The organism is Shewanella sp. MBTL60-112-B2, assembly GCF_019655055.1.
In the GTDB taxonomy this organism is placed as follows: domain Bacteria; phylum Pseudomonadota; class Gammaproteobacteria; order Enterobacterales; family Shewanellaceae; genus Shewanella.
Map to the genome: position 1 here is coordinate 30,427 of NZ_BPFA01000040.1, position 15,006 is coordinate 45,432.

The window sequence follows — 15,006 nt, forward strand, 5'->3', positions numbered from 1 at the left end:
CTATGTTTATTCTTAAACGTTTAAGAGTGCTGAGCATAACAAGATAGAGGTGAGTAACAAAGTGGTAACATTAATCAATCCGTTGAATGTTAACTACTACAAACTTGGCTTAACTGCATTATTGATGAGATTTCAATATGTGGCAGTTGACTATGCACCGCTGACTTTTCAGCCACACCGAAACCTGGGTTCAACCATACAGCCTGGCAACCCGCTCGTCTGGCACCATCAACATCACTCTTAGCGCTGTCACCGACATGCAGAATACTCGCGAGAGGCAAATCCAATTTCGTAGCCGCTAGCGCAAACATATCGCTCGATGGCTTTTGCTTGTAACCGTGGCCGGGATGCAGCACAAACTCAAACACTTCGGCTAAGCCAATACGTTGATAATCAACATTGCCATTGGTAATACCGATTAAGCGATATTTCTGTTTAAGCTGAGTTAATAGCTCAACCACCTCATCGGACACCTTAAAATTACTGCGATGTTTCACAAAGTGCTCAAGGGCTGCATTAGCACCAGCCTTTGCTAATTTCTCGTCATAACCCAATTTCTTAAGGCCATGCTCCAGCATTACCAGTCTTGCTAAACTGGTGTCATGACGCAGATCAGGCGAGTGCTTAAACAAGGCCAGTTTAAGTTTACGCCAGTCATCGAACTGCCATTTTGTCGATTGAGGATAGCTTTGATGCAAAAACTGCAGCATCGCAGCCTCAGCCTTGATGATAACTGGTCGATTGTCGTAAAGCGTATCGTCCAAGTCGAAACTTATAGCCTCAAAAGCTTGCGGGCGAATATAGATCTTCATGTTTTATCTCCACGTTTTTTAGCTCGCGGATGGGCACCGTCATATACCTTAGCAAGATGCTGGAAATCCAAGCTGGTATACACTTGCGTGGTCGACAGATTAGCGTGACCTAAAAGCTCTTGCACCGCGCGCAGGTCGGCACTGGATTCAAGCATATGAGTCGCAAAGGAGTGACGTAACTTATGGGGGTGCACTTTAATGCCTAAAGCCTGCTCTTGGCCCCACTTGGCGAGACGCGCCTGAATACTTCTATGCGCCAGGCGTTTACCTTTAGCGGTAACAAATAGGGCATCATCTTCACAGGCAATATCGCGCTTGATATCCAGCCATTGGTTTATCGCCGTTAAAGCCAACTTCCCGATAGGTACAATGCGTTCTTTACTGCCTTTACCTAAGACTTTTACCTGTGCCTGTGCCTGTGAAAACTGAATATCGCTCACATTGAGCGCTGCAAGCTCTGCAAGTCGTAAGCCTGAGGAGTAAAATAACTCCATAATGGCTTTATCACGCAGACTAAGTGGATCGTCGCCATCAATATCCAGTAGGTGACTCACCGAGTCGACATCCATATTTTTAGGCAGGGGTTTACCCTGCTTAGGTGCCGTCAGACCAATGGCTGGGTTAACCTTAATCTGTTGCTCTCTAAGCAAAAACTCATAAAATTGCTTTAGTGAAGAAAGCGTAAGAGAGAGTGAGCGTGGACTTAAGCCTTTGCGGTGTAACTTCGCCAACATAGCTTGCAAAGATCCGTGCTGTAGAGACAGCCAAGAATCCGTTTCACTAAACAGCTTCTCGACACGTTGTAGTTCAAACAAGTAGTTACGCACCGTATAAGCTGAGACTTGGCGCTCGGTGCGCAGGTAGCGTTCAAAGTCAGTCAACCAACGCACATTAGCCGATAACGCTTCGTCAGCCATAAAGCCTCGCTATTAGATTTTTGTCAGTTGATGATCGAGTAACTGTTTAAGCTGCGACAAGAGTAAATAATCCATCTCTGGATGGAAATGCATTGGATCTTGGCTTGCGATCGCAAAGATCACCTGGCCGCACTCTTTAGATAAACGTGATAATGCAACCGAGCCCACTTCAGTGCCAAACAGACGTTTAGACTCTTCATTGGTTAAACGGCCAAAGTAATACCCCGAGTCGAGACGTTTACTCCAGATCTGCGATAACTCACTGTCGATGTCGTGTACTGTGATAAGCCTGACATGACTAAATTGAAATTGCTCTTTGAGGCTATTCGACAGTACTTGACGCAATTCGCCCATATCTTCACATTTTAGCAGTTCCATAGATAATGCACTGTTAAACATAAAGATCTGTTCATTGCGAGATGCCATGGCCAGTAGCGCAGTGATCTCTTCTTCCAGCTGGCTCACTCGTTGGCGCAGCATCTCTTGCTGACGCTCAACCAAGGATACCGCTCCGCGTTCAGCATGAGGAATGCGCATGGCTAGCAATAATTCAGGGTAACGACTAAAGAAGTCGGGATTATCCAACAAGTATTCGCGGATCAAGATCTCGTCAAAGGGGGCGTTTGAATTTTGATTATCGATCATTGCGCGATCTGCCCATCGTAAACATGTTCAGCAGGCCCAGTCATCCACAACGGCTTACCTTCACCGTCCCAGTTGATCATCAAGCTTCCGCCTGGCAAGTCAACCTGCACATTTCTATCCAGTTTACCCTGCAAGATCCCAACAACGACTGCAGCACAGGCACCTGTACCACAAGCTAAGGTTTCTGCCGCGCCGCGCTCATAAACTCTAAGTTTGATATGGCTTGGGCTTAACACCTGCATAAATCCAACATTAACGCCCTTTGGAAAACGCTCGTGATTAGTCAGCTCGGCACCTATGGTATCGACATCGGTAGCTGCCACATCTTCGACTTCTATCACGCAATGAGGATTGCCCATAGAGACAGCGCCACATAAGTAGGTGCCACTTGATGCCATCAACAAATAGGTTTTCTCAACCTTCTTCGCAGTAAATGGGATCTTACCTGGCTCTAGAGCTGGGATCCCCATATTAACTGTCACCTTGCCATCTCGTTCAAGACGTAAGGTTATTTTGCCCGAAGAGGTGCTGACACGAATTTTATGTTTTTGGGTTAAGCCTTTATTACGCACAAAACGTGCAAAACAGCGTGCGCCATTACCGCACTGCTCTACCTCACTGCCGTCAGCATTAAAGATGCGATAATGAAAATCTAAATCGGGATCGTAGGGAGGCTCAACCAGTAGTAACTGATCGAAGCCCACGCCAAAATTCCGATCGGCCAAGCGCTTTATTTGATCGGGAGAGAAAAACACATTCTGTGTCACCCCATCGACGACCATAAAGTCATTGCCTAGCCCATGCATCTTAGTGAATTGGATCAAGATGGACATCCTTAAAAAGTATCTGCCGCGAACGCCTTGCCTCCGCGGCTTAGTATTATTCTAGTTTACGGCAGGATCTGCTCGCCTTGCCATAATTGAGCGACTTTTTCTCGCTCTCGAATAACATAGGCTTTATCACCATCCACCATCAGCTCTGCTGCACGTGGACGTGAATTATAATTAGACGCCATGGTAAAGCCATAGGCACCAGATGAACGCACGGCAAGGTAGTCACCCGCCTGAACATTAAGCTGACGGTCTTTACCTAAAAAGTCTCCGGTTTCACACACAGGGCCAACAACGTCATAACTGTGGGTTTCACCTGCGCGCCCGATCACCGGAACGATCTTCTGCCAAGCGCTATAAAGAGATGGGCGGATCAAGTCATTCATCGCGCCATCAACTAAAGCAAAACGCTTATCGCTGTTTTCTTTCAGGTAAAGCACTTGGGTAACAAAGATCCCAGCATTTGCAGCAATCGCGCGGCCTGGTTCAAAAATCAGTTTAAGCTCGCGATCGCCTAAGCGCTCAAGCAATGCGGCTGCATAAACATCTGGCTGCGGTGGCACTTCATCATCGTAAGTCACACCGAGTCCGCCGCCCACATCAAAGTGCTTAATCTCGATACCTTGATCTGCTAAGCGATCGATTAGCGATAGCATTCGATCCATGGCATCTAAGAAAGGTTTAATCTCGGTAAGTTGCGATCCAATATGGCAATCTACTCCCTTAACTTCAAGGCCTGCCAATTGGTTAGCACGAGCAAAGATAGCTTCCGCTTCTTCCATCGCAATACCAAATTTATTCTCTTTAAGGCCGGTCGAAATATAAGGATGAGTACCTGCATCAACATCAGGGTTTACTCGTAGCGATACCGGTGCCACTTTACCTAGACGCAAGGCCACAAGATTTAGCTGTTCAAGTTCGGCTGCCGACTCAACATTAAAGCAATAGATACCTAGGTTAAGCGCCATTTCCATCTCGGCGACTGTTTTACCCACGCCTGAGAAAACAACTTTGGCCGGATCGCCGCCAGCTTCAATTACTCGCGACAGCTCACCGCCCGAGACAATATCAAAGCCACTGCCTAAACGTGCTAACACATTAAGGACAGCAATGTTTGAGTTAGCCTTCACCGCATAACAGATAAGGTGTGGATGCTCGCTCACTGCATTATCAAATGCACGCCAATGGCGCTCGAGTGTCGCACGAGAATAGATATAAAGCGGTGTTCCGTGCTGCTTTGCAAGCTCAGCAACTTGACACTGCTCCGCGTAGAGTTCATCTGCCTGATATAAAAAATGATCCAACGTCTTTAGTCCTTTTTGCTCTGTTCGCTTTGCTTATGCTCTGCGTCAGACACCTGCTTGTCAGCTGCCTGCTGATTAACATCTTGCGGAGGCGCTCTAAATAACGCACTTTTCTGCCCACAACCTAAAAGTACTAGGCTACCAAGCCCTACTAGCAAAAACAGTCTCATTTTTTTCAACATCGGCTGACCCTTGGAGCAATAACACTATGGCTTGCTATCGGCGAAAATTCTTAATCCTGATGTTTGCAGACAAGCCCGCTGTGCGTCAACCCTATAACGCATTTATATCAGGCCTTTCTCGCATCAATAGTGCCAAAATCGCTGCGGATAATTGTCAGAAATCACAACTTGATGCTGGATCTCAGTGCTAATGCAAAATAATTCAACTAATCGTTATACTCATCGCACCAGACCAACCGACCACACACGAGCACAACTAATTGAAATTAAAGTGCTTTAGACAAACACTCTCTGAGTAAGATTATTAAGCAGATGATTAACCACAAAATTAATGTGATTGGTAATCACAGATTGGATTGGTAATATGGCTGTATTAACTAAATCTGAGGAACAATTAGCATGGCGATGACAGATTTCGAATTTCATCAATTGGTTGATGAAATATTTCAAACAATTGATAACGCGATAGAAGTGCTTATTGATGAACAAGATGCAGATGTCGATGTTGATGGTTCTGGCAATGTGCTGCAGTTAGAGTTCGATGGCGCATCTAAGATCGTCATCAATAAGCAAGAGCCTCTGCATGAAATTTGGTTGGCTACCCAATTTGGTGGATTCCATTTCGGCTATGTTGACGGCAAATGGATGGACGAACGTAATGGTCATGAATTTATGCCATTCCTAGTAGAGTCTATCTACAAGCAAAGCGGCTTAAAATTAGATCTTTAATTTTATGCTACTGATGGAATGGGGAGGCAACTCCTCATTCAACTTGCTGCACATCACCAGCCTTAAAATTTAAAGCTGATCCGTTTAAAAATCGACTTCCGAGGCCTCAAGGGTCACGCCAAACGGCACCGCCGTTAACACGCCTTTCACTCGATCTAGCTTGAAAAACTGCGGTAAATTAAAGTTCTCTTTAGTCAGCAGTGGATCTTCAAATGTATGGTAATGGCTCAGTTGATTCACTAGCGCATTCACATCCGTGCCCTCTTGCACATAATGATTAAGCTCATTCATCTCATCTAAGATAAAAACATCTAAGCCCTGCTTTCTTTGACGTAGAAAGTATTGAACTGCGCCTTTGGCTGCATAGTCCTGGATCACAGCGGGAAGCTTAGCGAAGGGTTCATCGCCCAAGCTTGGCCTAGGCAATTCGAGTAATTTTCGCTGCGACAATTGCTGATAGAAAGATTTAGCATCACTTAAATTCTCGTAATGCATGCCTCGATTATTGAAGAAGAGTCCATAACGCAGCTTACCCACCTGCAAGGCATAACCTAATGTCGCTGAAGTTTGCGCCTTACGACTAAGCCGCACCGCTCGGGATAACAGATCATGCACTGTACGCTCAGTCTGTGAGCGCAGCTTACTGGAGCAGCTGATCACCTCAACCGAGACTTCAGCACTGGCTCGTTTCATACCTGGGGTCACAAACGATAATGTATCTAGGATGCTTTTCTCACCCTCGAAATGATGACAATGCCACTCACCCCAGCTATTAAGGCTAATAACATCGATAGAGTCCACCATATTCTGATGGCGCCGACCGATAGAGAACACATTACTGTTCATGTAGTCGACCATAATATCTTGCCCCGACCAACTCTCCGTAGGATCACTATTGAAGTTAAGCAAGAACACTAATTTTCGAAAATGCCAAGGCTGATAAAGTGCCATCTTAGACACCTTAGTCGACTCATGTAGCACAAGCCCGTCGAGTCGATTTGCCGCTCGGGTTAAATAGATAGATTTTCGCTTACTCTGCCGAACCTCATACCAACGAGTTTTATCATTGGCAACGCCATTGAGACTAGCCCACACAAGGAGCTTGGCCTTACTCTTAGAATGAAATACCGCGCTGTGTTCGAGAAAGTTCCTAGGCTCTGGAGAGCAGCGATATAGATAATATTGTTCATCCTGCTTACTGTAGATCACCGAAAGATACGGCTCTAAAATAGAACGACTCCAAAGCGAATTAAGACGCATAATCTGGTTAGCGTCTTCGCTAAAATAGGTATGCAACTTTCGGGTTAATAGGCCTAATTCAGAGATCCGTAAACTTTCACTGAGTCTATGAGTCGAGGCAAACTGCAGTAGGGTTCGATAGCTACCCAGCATCAACTCATTGAGCTGCTCGTTAAACCACTGCAATTGACCGCAGTGCCAGTTTTCACAATCGTCTAAGGTTTTCAATAAGCTTTCAGACCAATTCCAATTACTCACCAGCTTCTTCATCTTGTAATATCGCCAGTCGACAACTTGATCGTTCTGACTCAGCTTTACACCACACTTTAGATAGAAACAGCGGCGGGCAATTTCAAGCCTGCGCCCTTCGCCACGCCCTAAAAGATAAGACTCTATCGACTCATAAAGCAGATAGTAAGCGTCATTGCTGGAGGAAAAGTCGCCTGCTAAGGTGCGCTGCCAGATCCGCTCACTCACAAGGCGAGTATGGGGATATTCACTGGCATAAGCTTCCAGAAGAAGCACCTTAAGCAGTGCCTTATGAGGCTTGTCGACGCCCTTATAGAGCTGCCAAAGCGAGGCGCCAAAATATTCACTGGCTGGCAAAGCGTTAGTGTCACCCAAAGATAGTAACTTTGGAGATTTAGCGGCATTGGGCCACCATCCAATCGGCTTGCCTGCCAAACGAAACTGGCTGCGATAAAATTCTTCGAGTAATAACCAATGCTGAGCGCTACCACTATGCTCTTGCCCCATGCTGTTATAGAGATCCGTTTGCTCTCCTTGCTCCCGAATAAACTGCTCTGGATGCACTAAATAGAAGTTCACCTCTAAATCAAACTTTGCAAACCACTGAGTCAATAAGACGGCTTTATTAGCGAGTAACTCACACTCATCTTTACTCAGTTGTTCGTTATGCACTAACCAGACGTCAATATCGCTTTGGGGGTTTTGACCAAAACTGGAGGTACTGCCCATGCTGTAAATCCCCTCTATTAAAGGGATATCGCTAATGGCTGCAGTAGAAAGGTCTATTTCAAGGGTTTCGCAAGCGTCTATGGTTTCTGAGTCGGTGTGATAATCCACTATCCCACAGGGTGTGAGAGGGCCATTATACCCAGGTAGTTTTGAGGCGTGGAAATGTAAAAAAGCAGGGATTAGCCGAAGAAGATGCCGCTTTAATGGCGACAGTAAAGCTATCGCTCTAGCATGCCTGATGATATTTAATCGCTCGGCGGCATGTCGAAGCTTATCAATATCTTCTAGCAATCTATTCAACCTTAGAAATATATAACTCCCCCCTAATGTATACGCCAAACTGATCTGCAGCAAGTAAATGCGATCAAGATCACACTTTTTCGTGATTTAGAACAGGGTGAACTTCAAAGAATCAAAAGCAGAGCGTTACATCTGTAATCGGGCGGTGTTAGCATTGAAGCAAATAAGTTCTAAGATGGAATATCGAGCATGTCTCAAAATCTGATCCGTATCGCAACACGTAAGAGCCCTCTTGCCATGTGGCAAGCCGAATTTGTGAAAGCTGAACTGGAAAAAATCCATGAAGGCCTCACAGTAGAATTGCTACCAATGAGCACTAAAGGTGACATCATCTTAGATACTCCGCTTGCTAAAGTGGGCGGTAAAGGCTTATTCGTTAAAGAACTCGAAGTGGCAATGCTAGAAGGCCAAGCTGATATCGCTGTTCACTCGATGAAAGATGTGCCAGTTGAGTTCCCTGAAGGCCTAGGCCTTGAAGTGATTTGTGAGCGTGAAGATCCACGTGATGCTTTCGTATCAAATACCTACAAAACAATCGAAGACTTGCCACAAGGCGCGGTAGTCGGTACTTCTAGCCTACGTCGTCAGTGCCAAATTCGTGCTGCGCGTCCAGATCTAGTGATCAAAGATCTACGTGGTAACGTGGGGACTCGTCTAGCAAAACTAGATGCTGGTAACTATGACGCGATTATCCTTGCAGCAGCAGGCCTTAAGCGCCTTAAGCTTGAAGAAAGAATCGCTAGCTTTATTTCAGCCGAACAATCACTACCAGCAAACGGCCAAGGCGCTGTAGGTATTGAGTGTCGTACAGATGACGCTCGTGTTAAGGCTCTACTTGCACCGCTTGAGCACGCTGAAACGCGTATCCGTGTTATTGCAGAACGTGCAATGAACACTCGCCTTGAAGGTGGTTGTCAGGTACCAATTGGTGCTTACGCTGAAATCGACGGTGACACATTAAACCTACGCGGTTTAGTGGGTAACCCAGATGGTAGCCAAATCATCACTGGCGCAACCTCAGGCAGCACTGCAGATGCAGAGAAACTAGGCGTTGCACTCGCTGAAGAACTGCTAAGCAAGGGTGCTAAAACCATTCTTGACGCTGTTTACGCGAACGCGTAACACCCAGATGAAAGTCTTACTGACGCGCCCAGAAGGGCGCAATCAGTTGATGGCAGAGGCGTTGACTCAGCGCAACGTCTCTTACTTCATCACGCCACTACTTAACGTTCAGTCCACTTCTAATCTTGATGCTAATCAAATTGATACACAGCTTAATCGAGCCGACATTATCATTTTTATCAGCACCAATGCCGTTGCTTTCGCTTCTCAAGCCATTAATCATCAATGGCCTAGCACTGCGCAATATTTTGCCGTTGGCGATGCCACTCATGCTGCGCTAGAACAACTTGGGATTAATGCCCAAAAAGCACCAGACGACTGCCAACAAACCGAAGGTTTACTCACCCTTCCCTCTTTGACTGATGTTGCAGGTAAGCAGATTATTATCGTTAGAGGTCAAGGTGGCAGAGAAGATTTAGCCACTGAGCTCATTAACAGAAATGCCTTACTCAGCTATTGGGAAGTCTATAAACGTGGCTGTCCAACGCTTGATGCAGCAGACCTTTGCCTGCAATGGCAAAGCTTCGGCATTAACACTATTATCATTACCAGTGGCGAAATACTCGATAACCTAGTTAAAACAGTGCCAAAAGAGCTATTTGCTTGGCTGCAAACTTGTCATATTATAGTCCCTAGCCCCCGAGTATATGAAAAGGCAAAGGCTTATGGCCTTGTACATGTTAGCAATGCTAGCGCCGCTAACACTAATGCCATGCTGGCTGCGTTATCTTTAAAGTAGTTCGCAGCTAACTTAAGTTAATACTCGCTATTACTGCAGCATCATAGCTTTCAAGGACTGTTTAATGGAAACCAAGAACACTGACGCCAGCGCTTCAGAGCCAACTACTGAGCAAACTGTAGCGCAGCCAGTTAACGACACTCTGTCAGCCTCGCAAAGTCTGCCGAATGAAAGCACTAGCTCTAATGAAAGCACAGTGCAAACGCAGTCATCTCAAAGCAAGCCTGCGCCTTGGGGGATTATCTTTACCCTATTCTTATTACTGTTACTGACTTTTGCAGCAACAGCTGGCGGATATTACTTCTATCAACAACTACAGGCTCAGCAAGACGAAACCGCTGAACTGCAGCAAGCGCTAGAGCAAAAATTACAAACAGTACTCATTGAGCCAAATCAGCGAATTGCTTTCTTAGAACAGCAACAAAACCAATTTAAGTCTAGCGTCGACTTAACCATGGCTCAGACGCTCGATCAGCAAACTCAGCTTGAAGAGCGAGTATCGATTATCGCCCAGCGCAACCCTAACCATTGGCGTGCAGAAGAAGCTAAGTACCTAGTTAGACTTGCAGGCCAGAAGCTCTGGCTTGAGAAAGACCCAAGCACAGCAACTAGCCTATTAAGAGCGGCTGATGAACGTATAAAGTCGATGCGCGATCCTTCTTTAATGCCGCTTAGAAAAGCGCTATCAAAAGATATTGCCGCCGTAGCGACGATAAAAAACACCGATATATCGGGCACTGTGTTGACCTTAGACACCATCATCGATGGCTTAGAAAAGTTACCTTTAAATCGAGCAGAGACCCACTTCTCGGCAGATGAACTCGCCGATACAGAAGTCAGTCACTCGCTCGATGACTGGCAATCTAACCTAGCAAAATCTTGGCAAGCACTCATTGATGACTTCGTTATTGTTAGAAAGCGCACCACAGATGCGGCGCCATTGCTTGAGCCTGACCAACAGTGGTACTTAGTCGAAAATACTCGCAATAAACTGCTGCAAGCTCAACTTGCCCTTTATCGTCAAGATCAGGTTAATTTCCGCAACTCAATCAAGCTTGCGAGAAAATGGATTTTTCAATATTTCGATCTAAAAGATCAGCAAACCATTGATACGCTTGCGACCTTAGATGCTTTAGAGACACTGAAGATCCAAACGACCAGTATTGAACGCTTCGAAGCATCTAACCTACTTAACCAATTAGTCACTTATGGCAACTTAATGACAGAGGAGACGCAGTAATGGTCAGAGCGCTCGTCTATCTTGTCATTATCTTATTAGGACTGTGCATTAGTCCTTTTCTTGTAGGCAGTAAGGGCTACCTTTATCTAGCAATTGGTGACTATCAGGTTGAAACCAGTATTGTATTCGCCGTTATTGCACTGATCATCTTTTACAGCTTATTGCAGTTAGTTGAGTTCGTTGTTGTTTGGTTATTGAACATGATACTCAGTAGCCGTTATCTTCCTGAAAGATGGCGTAAAAAAGCCGCAAGGAAACACACCCTTCTTGGCGCACTCGCGTTGGCGGAAGAAGACTGGCCCGCTGCCGAAAAAGCCATGGCTAAAGGCGCCGAGAAAGGCGAAATTCCAGCCCTCAACTTACTCGCCGCAGCTCGAGCTGCGCACCATCAAGATAACCATCAAGTCCGTGATGAATATCTAGCTAAGGCGCAACTAGAGCCCCTAGCCGTCAAGGCGGTTCGCACTACTCGTACTCGTTATTTATTGCAACAAGGTGATCTTATTGCCGCGAGAGAAGAGTTAGATAAACTGAATCCGACCAGTAAAAGCAAGCAACCCGTTCTCAAGTTAGCCATCGAGCTTTATCAGGCACAACAAGATTGGCAAGCTCTGAAGCTACTGCTGCCTATCGTGAGTAAAAAGCACATTTTGGCTGATGATGCCTTCCAGGCCTTGTCGCTAAAAACCAATACGGCGTTGCTAACAGAGGCAAGTAAAGCCAATGAGCAAGAGCTAGAAAAGTGTTGGCACTGGCTCTCTCGAGCAGAAAGAAAGCAGGCAGAATATATAGCACTGTATGCCATTGGGCTGAGCCGCTTTGAACGAAAAGCAGAAGCGATAAAGATGTTACTTAAGCAAGTAAAGACCTCTGCGGCACCATCCATTTTTAAGGCGCTAGCTGAAGTGCTCACACCAGCAGATGTTGAAGCTAAAAAGCAGTTGCTTGCCTTAGAAACTCAATTTGAAAATAACGTCGACTATCAAACTTGCTTAGCTAAGCTGTATCAGCAAAACCATGATTATCATCAGGCCAAAATCTGGTGGCAAAAAGCCTGTTACCTGCAAGATGACAAGGATAGTTTGCATGCTCTCGCTGATGCTCAGGAGCACTTAGGTGAGCTCAACAGGGCCCTGCAAACCAGACGTAATGCGGCTAAATTAATTTAGCCTTTATATCTTTTTTAACTAAAGGTCGCTATTTATGCGGCCTTTTTTTATTTAACGAAATCTGCTGTACTGCCACTGTAATTCTAAGCATTTGATAACAAGTCTATTCCCCTGCTATAGCTGCATTTTACATTAATTATTCCTAGCCTCACTTGACTTCCCTCGATTTGACAACGCCACAAGGCAGTACAGAATTTGTACTATCAATAGAAAAATAATGACTAACTAAGTATTGATATCCCCTCTATTTAACTCAAGGATGAGCCAGTTAGAGCACTTAATAATGGATACTTTTATCACGAAGCAGGACGCTACGATTGTCGAGCTTTCTGGTTCTATAAATACGAAAAACAGCCAAGGTGAACAGATCAGCCTCAATCAGGGTGACACCTTAAAGCAGAATACGGCTTATAGCTTTTCTGCGGGAAGCACTTTCACCTTACAATACAGTGATGGCAGCACTATAACTCAAGACGAATTAACCATAGAGCCTATGGCTAATGATGTCCTGCAAACTAACCAACCAGCAGAAATAGTCGACCCTGAAATTGCAGCCTTACAGGCTCAGATCCTTAGTGGTGAAGATCCAACCGAAAACCTACCTGATACCGCAGCAGGCGAAACGGCTCAAGCTGGAAATGAAGGAGGTGGCTATGTTGCCGTAGGGCGTATGGGTGACGAAACTATAGCAAACGCAGGGCATGACACCGCAGGTTTTGAGCAAATAGAGCTCCAACGGATAGAAGAGTTACCCGTTTTTTTAACTGAATTTGCACGCCCGCAACTCTTTGCTCGGGCCGTGACCTTATATGAGAAGCATCTAGAGCAAGGCTCTGAGCCACAAGCCTCACAACTATCTCAAGCAGAAAGTGTCTCCGTTAATGTCCAAGCTGGGATCAACGAGCTAATAATTAATGGCGTAGCTGTTTTTGTTAACGGCGACTTTGTTGGGCCGGTATCAATTACCACCCAGTATGGCGTATTAACGATTAGCAACTATGACCCAGTTGATTCCGTATTAACCTACAGCTATAGCTTAGTGGCTACGCTTGATCATTCAGACTCTGACACGCTATCCGAGCTTTTCTTGTTGCAGGTCACTGACAATCAGGGCGTACAAACAACAGCCCTAGTTACAGCAAACGTTGTAGATGACGCTCCCAGCGGCTTAGATGACATTAATGCCATTAACCAAAACAACCTTGATGGCGTAGCCGGTAATGTACTACAGAACGATACTCTAGGTGCCGACTTAGCAGCCGTAACCCAAATAACCAACAGCGAAAATAGTACCGATAGCATTGCTGGTAATACCGCTATATCTGGAGTTTATGGATCATTAGTCATTGCTGCAGACGGTAGTTATAGCTATGAATTAAACAACCAATTATCAGAAATTCAATCTCTCGCTCAGGGGGAGCAGATCTTCGATACATTCAACTATCAATTAACCGATAGTGATGGGGATTCTGTAGTACAAGCTCTTGTTATTACGATTACTGGTGAAAATGATGCTCCAGAGATCACCACCTCTTTCGAAGACGCCTTAGGTAATGTTACTGAAGCTGGTGTTTTGGTCGGTGGCAACATAGCAACAGACGGTATTCCACAAGCTAGTGGTACGCTAACCGCCGATGATATCGATAATGGTGCAGTGCTAACCTGGCAGTTAAATGACGATCCACAGACTCCATACGGTAATTTTACCCTCAACGAGTTTACGGGTGAGTGGCTATTCACTTTAGATAACGAACTCGCTAACAGTCTTGCTTTTGGCGACACAGAAACTGAAACCTTTAACATCACAGTGACTGATGAATTCGGTTTATCTGATACTCAAATGGTAACTATAACAATTAACGGTACTAATGATATTCCAGAGCTAGCAGTTGGCGTATCAGGTAGTGTTACTGAAGACGATATCGATATAGCCCCAGACAGATTAGTGGCCACAGGAGTCATCACTGCAACAGATGTCGATAACAATGACATACTTAGCCTAGATAGTAGTTATAACAACGATATCAATTGGCAAAATGGCGCCAATGCAACCCTATCAGCCCAACAAATCAGCGATATTGTCGCCAGCTTTAGCCTCGACAACGACGAAATAGGCTGGACCTATAATATCGATAACGATCTGCTCAATTTCTTAGCCCAAGGCGATGTGATCAGCTTAAGTTTCGATATCACTGTAACCGATATTAACGGCGCCTTTGATACTGAAACTGTGACAATAACCATTAACGGTACTAATGATGATCCAACCGCAAACACCGACACCCATGTGGTGGATGAAGCGGTTAATGATGCCGCCACTGTCGCGATTACAGGTGAAGTGATCGCCGGTATGGATCATGGCGGTGGTTTTGCCGATCTAGCCGATAGCGATCCCGAGAACCAGCCCCTTAATGTGGTGCAAGTCGAGAACTTCGACGGTGACATCATAGGTGATGGTGATACCGCCATCGGTAACAACGTTGTGCTGGTCGGTGAATTTGGTACGCTGACTATCTCTTCCGATGGTAGTTACAGCTACTTACTCGATGACAATAATACCACTATCAACGCCCTCGATGACGGTGATATAGAAACCGACACCTTCACCTACTGGATTGAGGATGCTGATAATCAGCAAGCAATGGCCACCCTCACCATTACCATTAACGGTAGCAATGATGGTCCAACCGCTAACGCCGACACCCATGTGGTGGATGAAGCGGTTAATGATGCCGCCACTGTCGCGATTACAGGTGAAGTGATCGCTGGTATGGATCATGGCGGCGGCTTTGCCGATCTA

General features: G+C 45.5%; 13 protein-coding genes. 6 read left to right on the forward strand and 7 right to left on the reverse strand.

The window, feature by feature from the left end; translation table 11 throughout:
* Positions 1 to 89: 89 nt before the first annotated feature.
* The 6 genes from K5Q73_RS19240 to K5Q73_RS19265 form a co-directional block, all read right to left on the reverse strand.
* The gene (locus K5Q73_RS19240; protein WP_220765546.1) at positions 90 to 812 is read right to left on the reverse strand and encodes an HAD-IA family hydrolase; all 723 of its coding nucleotides are present in this window, start codon (positions 810 to 812) and stop codon (positions 90 to 92) included.
* Positions 809 to 1,729 (reverse strand): tyrosine recombinase XerC, encoded by a 921-nt coding sequence (gene xerC, locus K5Q73_RS19245; protein ID WP_220765545.1) that lies wholly within the window; start codon positions 1,727 to 1,729, stop codon positions 809 to 811. The genes K5Q73_RS19240 and xerC overlap by 4 nt, the downstream gene beginning before the upstream one ends.
* 12 nt (positions 1,730 to 1,741) lie before the next feature.
* Positions 1,742 to 2,374 carry a DUF484 family protein gene (locus K5Q73_RS19250; protein WP_220765544.1) on the reverse strand — a complete coding sequence of 211 codons (633 nt, stop codon included), beginning with the start codon at positions 2,372 to 2,374 and terminating at the stop codon, positions 1,742 to 1,744.
* Positions 2,371 to 3,198, reverse strand: a complete 828-nt coding sequence (gene dapF, locus K5Q73_RS19255) for a diaminopimelate epimerase (protein ID WP_220765543.1) — start codon at positions 3,196 to 3,198, stop codon at positions 2,371 to 2,373. The genes K5Q73_RS19250 and dapF overlap by 4 nt, the downstream gene beginning before the upstream one ends.
* 65 nt (positions 3,199 to 3,263) lie before the next feature.
* On the reverse strand, positions 3,264 to 4,508 hold the full coding sequence (lysA, locus tag K5Q73_RS19260) for a diaminopimelate decarboxylase (RefSeq protein ID WP_220765542.1): 1,245 nt from the start codon (positions 4,506 to 4,508) through the stop codon (positions 3,264 to 3,266).
* A gap of 5 nt (positions 4,509 to 4,513) precedes the next feature.
* Entirely contained in the window at positions 4,514 to 4,690 is a 177-nt protein-coding gene (locus K5Q73_RS19265; protein ID WP_220765541.1) for a hypothetical protein, read from the reverse strand.
* A gap of 399 nt (positions 4,691 to 5,089) precedes the next feature.
* On the opposite strand from K5Q73_RS19265, the gene cyaY reads away from it, so the two are divergent.
* Entirely contained in the window at positions 5,090 to 5,419 is a 330-nt protein-coding gene (cyaY, locus tag K5Q73_RS19270; protein ID WP_220765540.1) for an iron donor protein CyaY, read from the forward strand.
* 84 nt (positions 5,420 to 5,503) lie between these two features.
* On the opposite strand, the gene K5Q73_RS19275 is transcribed toward cyaY, so the two are convergent.
* Positions 5,504 to 7,927, reverse strand: coding sequence for a class I adenylate cyclase (locus tag K5Q73_RS19275; protein WP_220765539.1), 2,424 nt, complete (start codon positions 7,925 to 7,927; stop codon positions 5,504 to 5,506).
* A 198-nt stretch (positions 7,928 to 8,125) separates the two neighbouring features.
* On the opposite strand from K5Q73_RS19275, the gene hemC reads away from it, so the two are divergent.
* The 5 genes from hemC to K5Q73_RS19300 all read left to right on the forward strand — a co-directional run.
* Positions 8,126 to 9,058: a hydroxymethylbilane synthase gene (gene hemC / locus K5Q73_RS19280; RefSeq protein WP_220765538.1), complete on the forward strand. Its 933-nt coding sequence runs from the start codon at positions 8,126 to 8,128 to the stop codon at positions 9,056 to 9,058.
* A 7-nt stretch (positions 9,059 to 9,065) separates the two neighbouring features.
* The gene (locus tag K5Q73_RS19285) at positions 9,066 to 9,797 is read left to right on the forward strand and encodes a uroporphyrinogen-III synthase (protein WP_220765537.1); all 732 of its coding nucleotides are present in this window, start codon (positions 9,066 to 9,068) and stop codon (positions 9,795 to 9,797) included.
* Positions 9,798 to 9,861: 64 nt separating this feature from the next.
* Complete coding sequence (locus K5Q73_RS19290; protein WP_220765536.1) at positions 9,862 to 11,037, forward strand: uroporphyrinogen-III C-methyltransferase; 1,176 nt, start codon at positions 9,862 to 9,864, stop codon at positions 11,035 to 11,037.
* The gene (locus K5Q73_RS19295) at positions 11,037 to 12,206 is read left to right on the forward strand and encodes a heme biosynthesis HemY N-terminal domain-containing protein (protein WP_220765535.1); all 1,170 of its coding nucleotides are present in this window, start codon (positions 11,037 to 11,039) and stop codon (positions 12,204 to 12,206) included. Before K5Q73_RS19290 ends, K5Q73_RS19295 begins: the two co-directional genes overlap by 1 nt.
* 283 nt (positions 12,207 to 12,489) lie before the next feature.
* Positions 12,490 to 15,006: retention module-containing protein (locus K5Q73_RS19300; protein WP_259655241.1), on the forward strand; the 2,517-nt coding region annotated here is incomplete at its 3' end.

Bases quoted from the DNA above. Each gene is read 5' to 3' on its own strand.
- K5Q73_RS19240 (WP_220765546.1), bottom strand. From the start codon at position 812: ATGAAGATCTATATTCGCCCGCAAGCTTTTGAGGCTATAAGTTTCGAC.
- xerC (WP_220765545.1), bottom strand. From the start codon at position 1,729: ATGGCTGACGAAGCGTTATCGGCTAATGTGCGTTGGTTGACTGACTTT.
- K5Q73_RS19250 (WP_220765544.1), bottom strand. From the start codon at position 2,374: ATGATCGATAATCAAAATTCAAACGCCCCCTTTGACGAGATCTTGATC.
- K5Q73_RS19265 (WP_220765541.1), bottom strand. From the start codon at position 4,690: ATGTTGAAAAAAATGAGACTGTTTTTGCTAGTAGGGCTTGGTAGCCTA.
- cyaY (WP_220765540.1), top strand. From the start codon at position 5,090: ATGGCGATGACAGATTTCGAATTTCATCAATTGGTTGATGAAATATTT.
- hemC (WP_220765538.1), top strand. From the start codon at position 8,126: ATGTCTCAAAATCTGATCCGTATCGCAACACGTAAGAGCCCTCTTGCC.
- K5Q73_RS19285 (WP_220765537.1), top strand. From the start codon at position 9,066: ATGAAAGTCTTACTGACGCGCCCAGAAGGGCGCAATCAGTTGATGGCA.
- K5Q73_RS19290 (WP_220765536.1), top strand. From the start codon at position 9,862: ATGGAAACCAAGAACACTGACGCCAGCGCTTCAGAGCCAACTACTGAG.
- K5Q73_RS19295 (WP_220765535.1), top strand. From the start codon at position 11,037: ATGGTCAGAGCGCTCGTCTATCTTGTCATTATCTTATTAGGACTGTGC.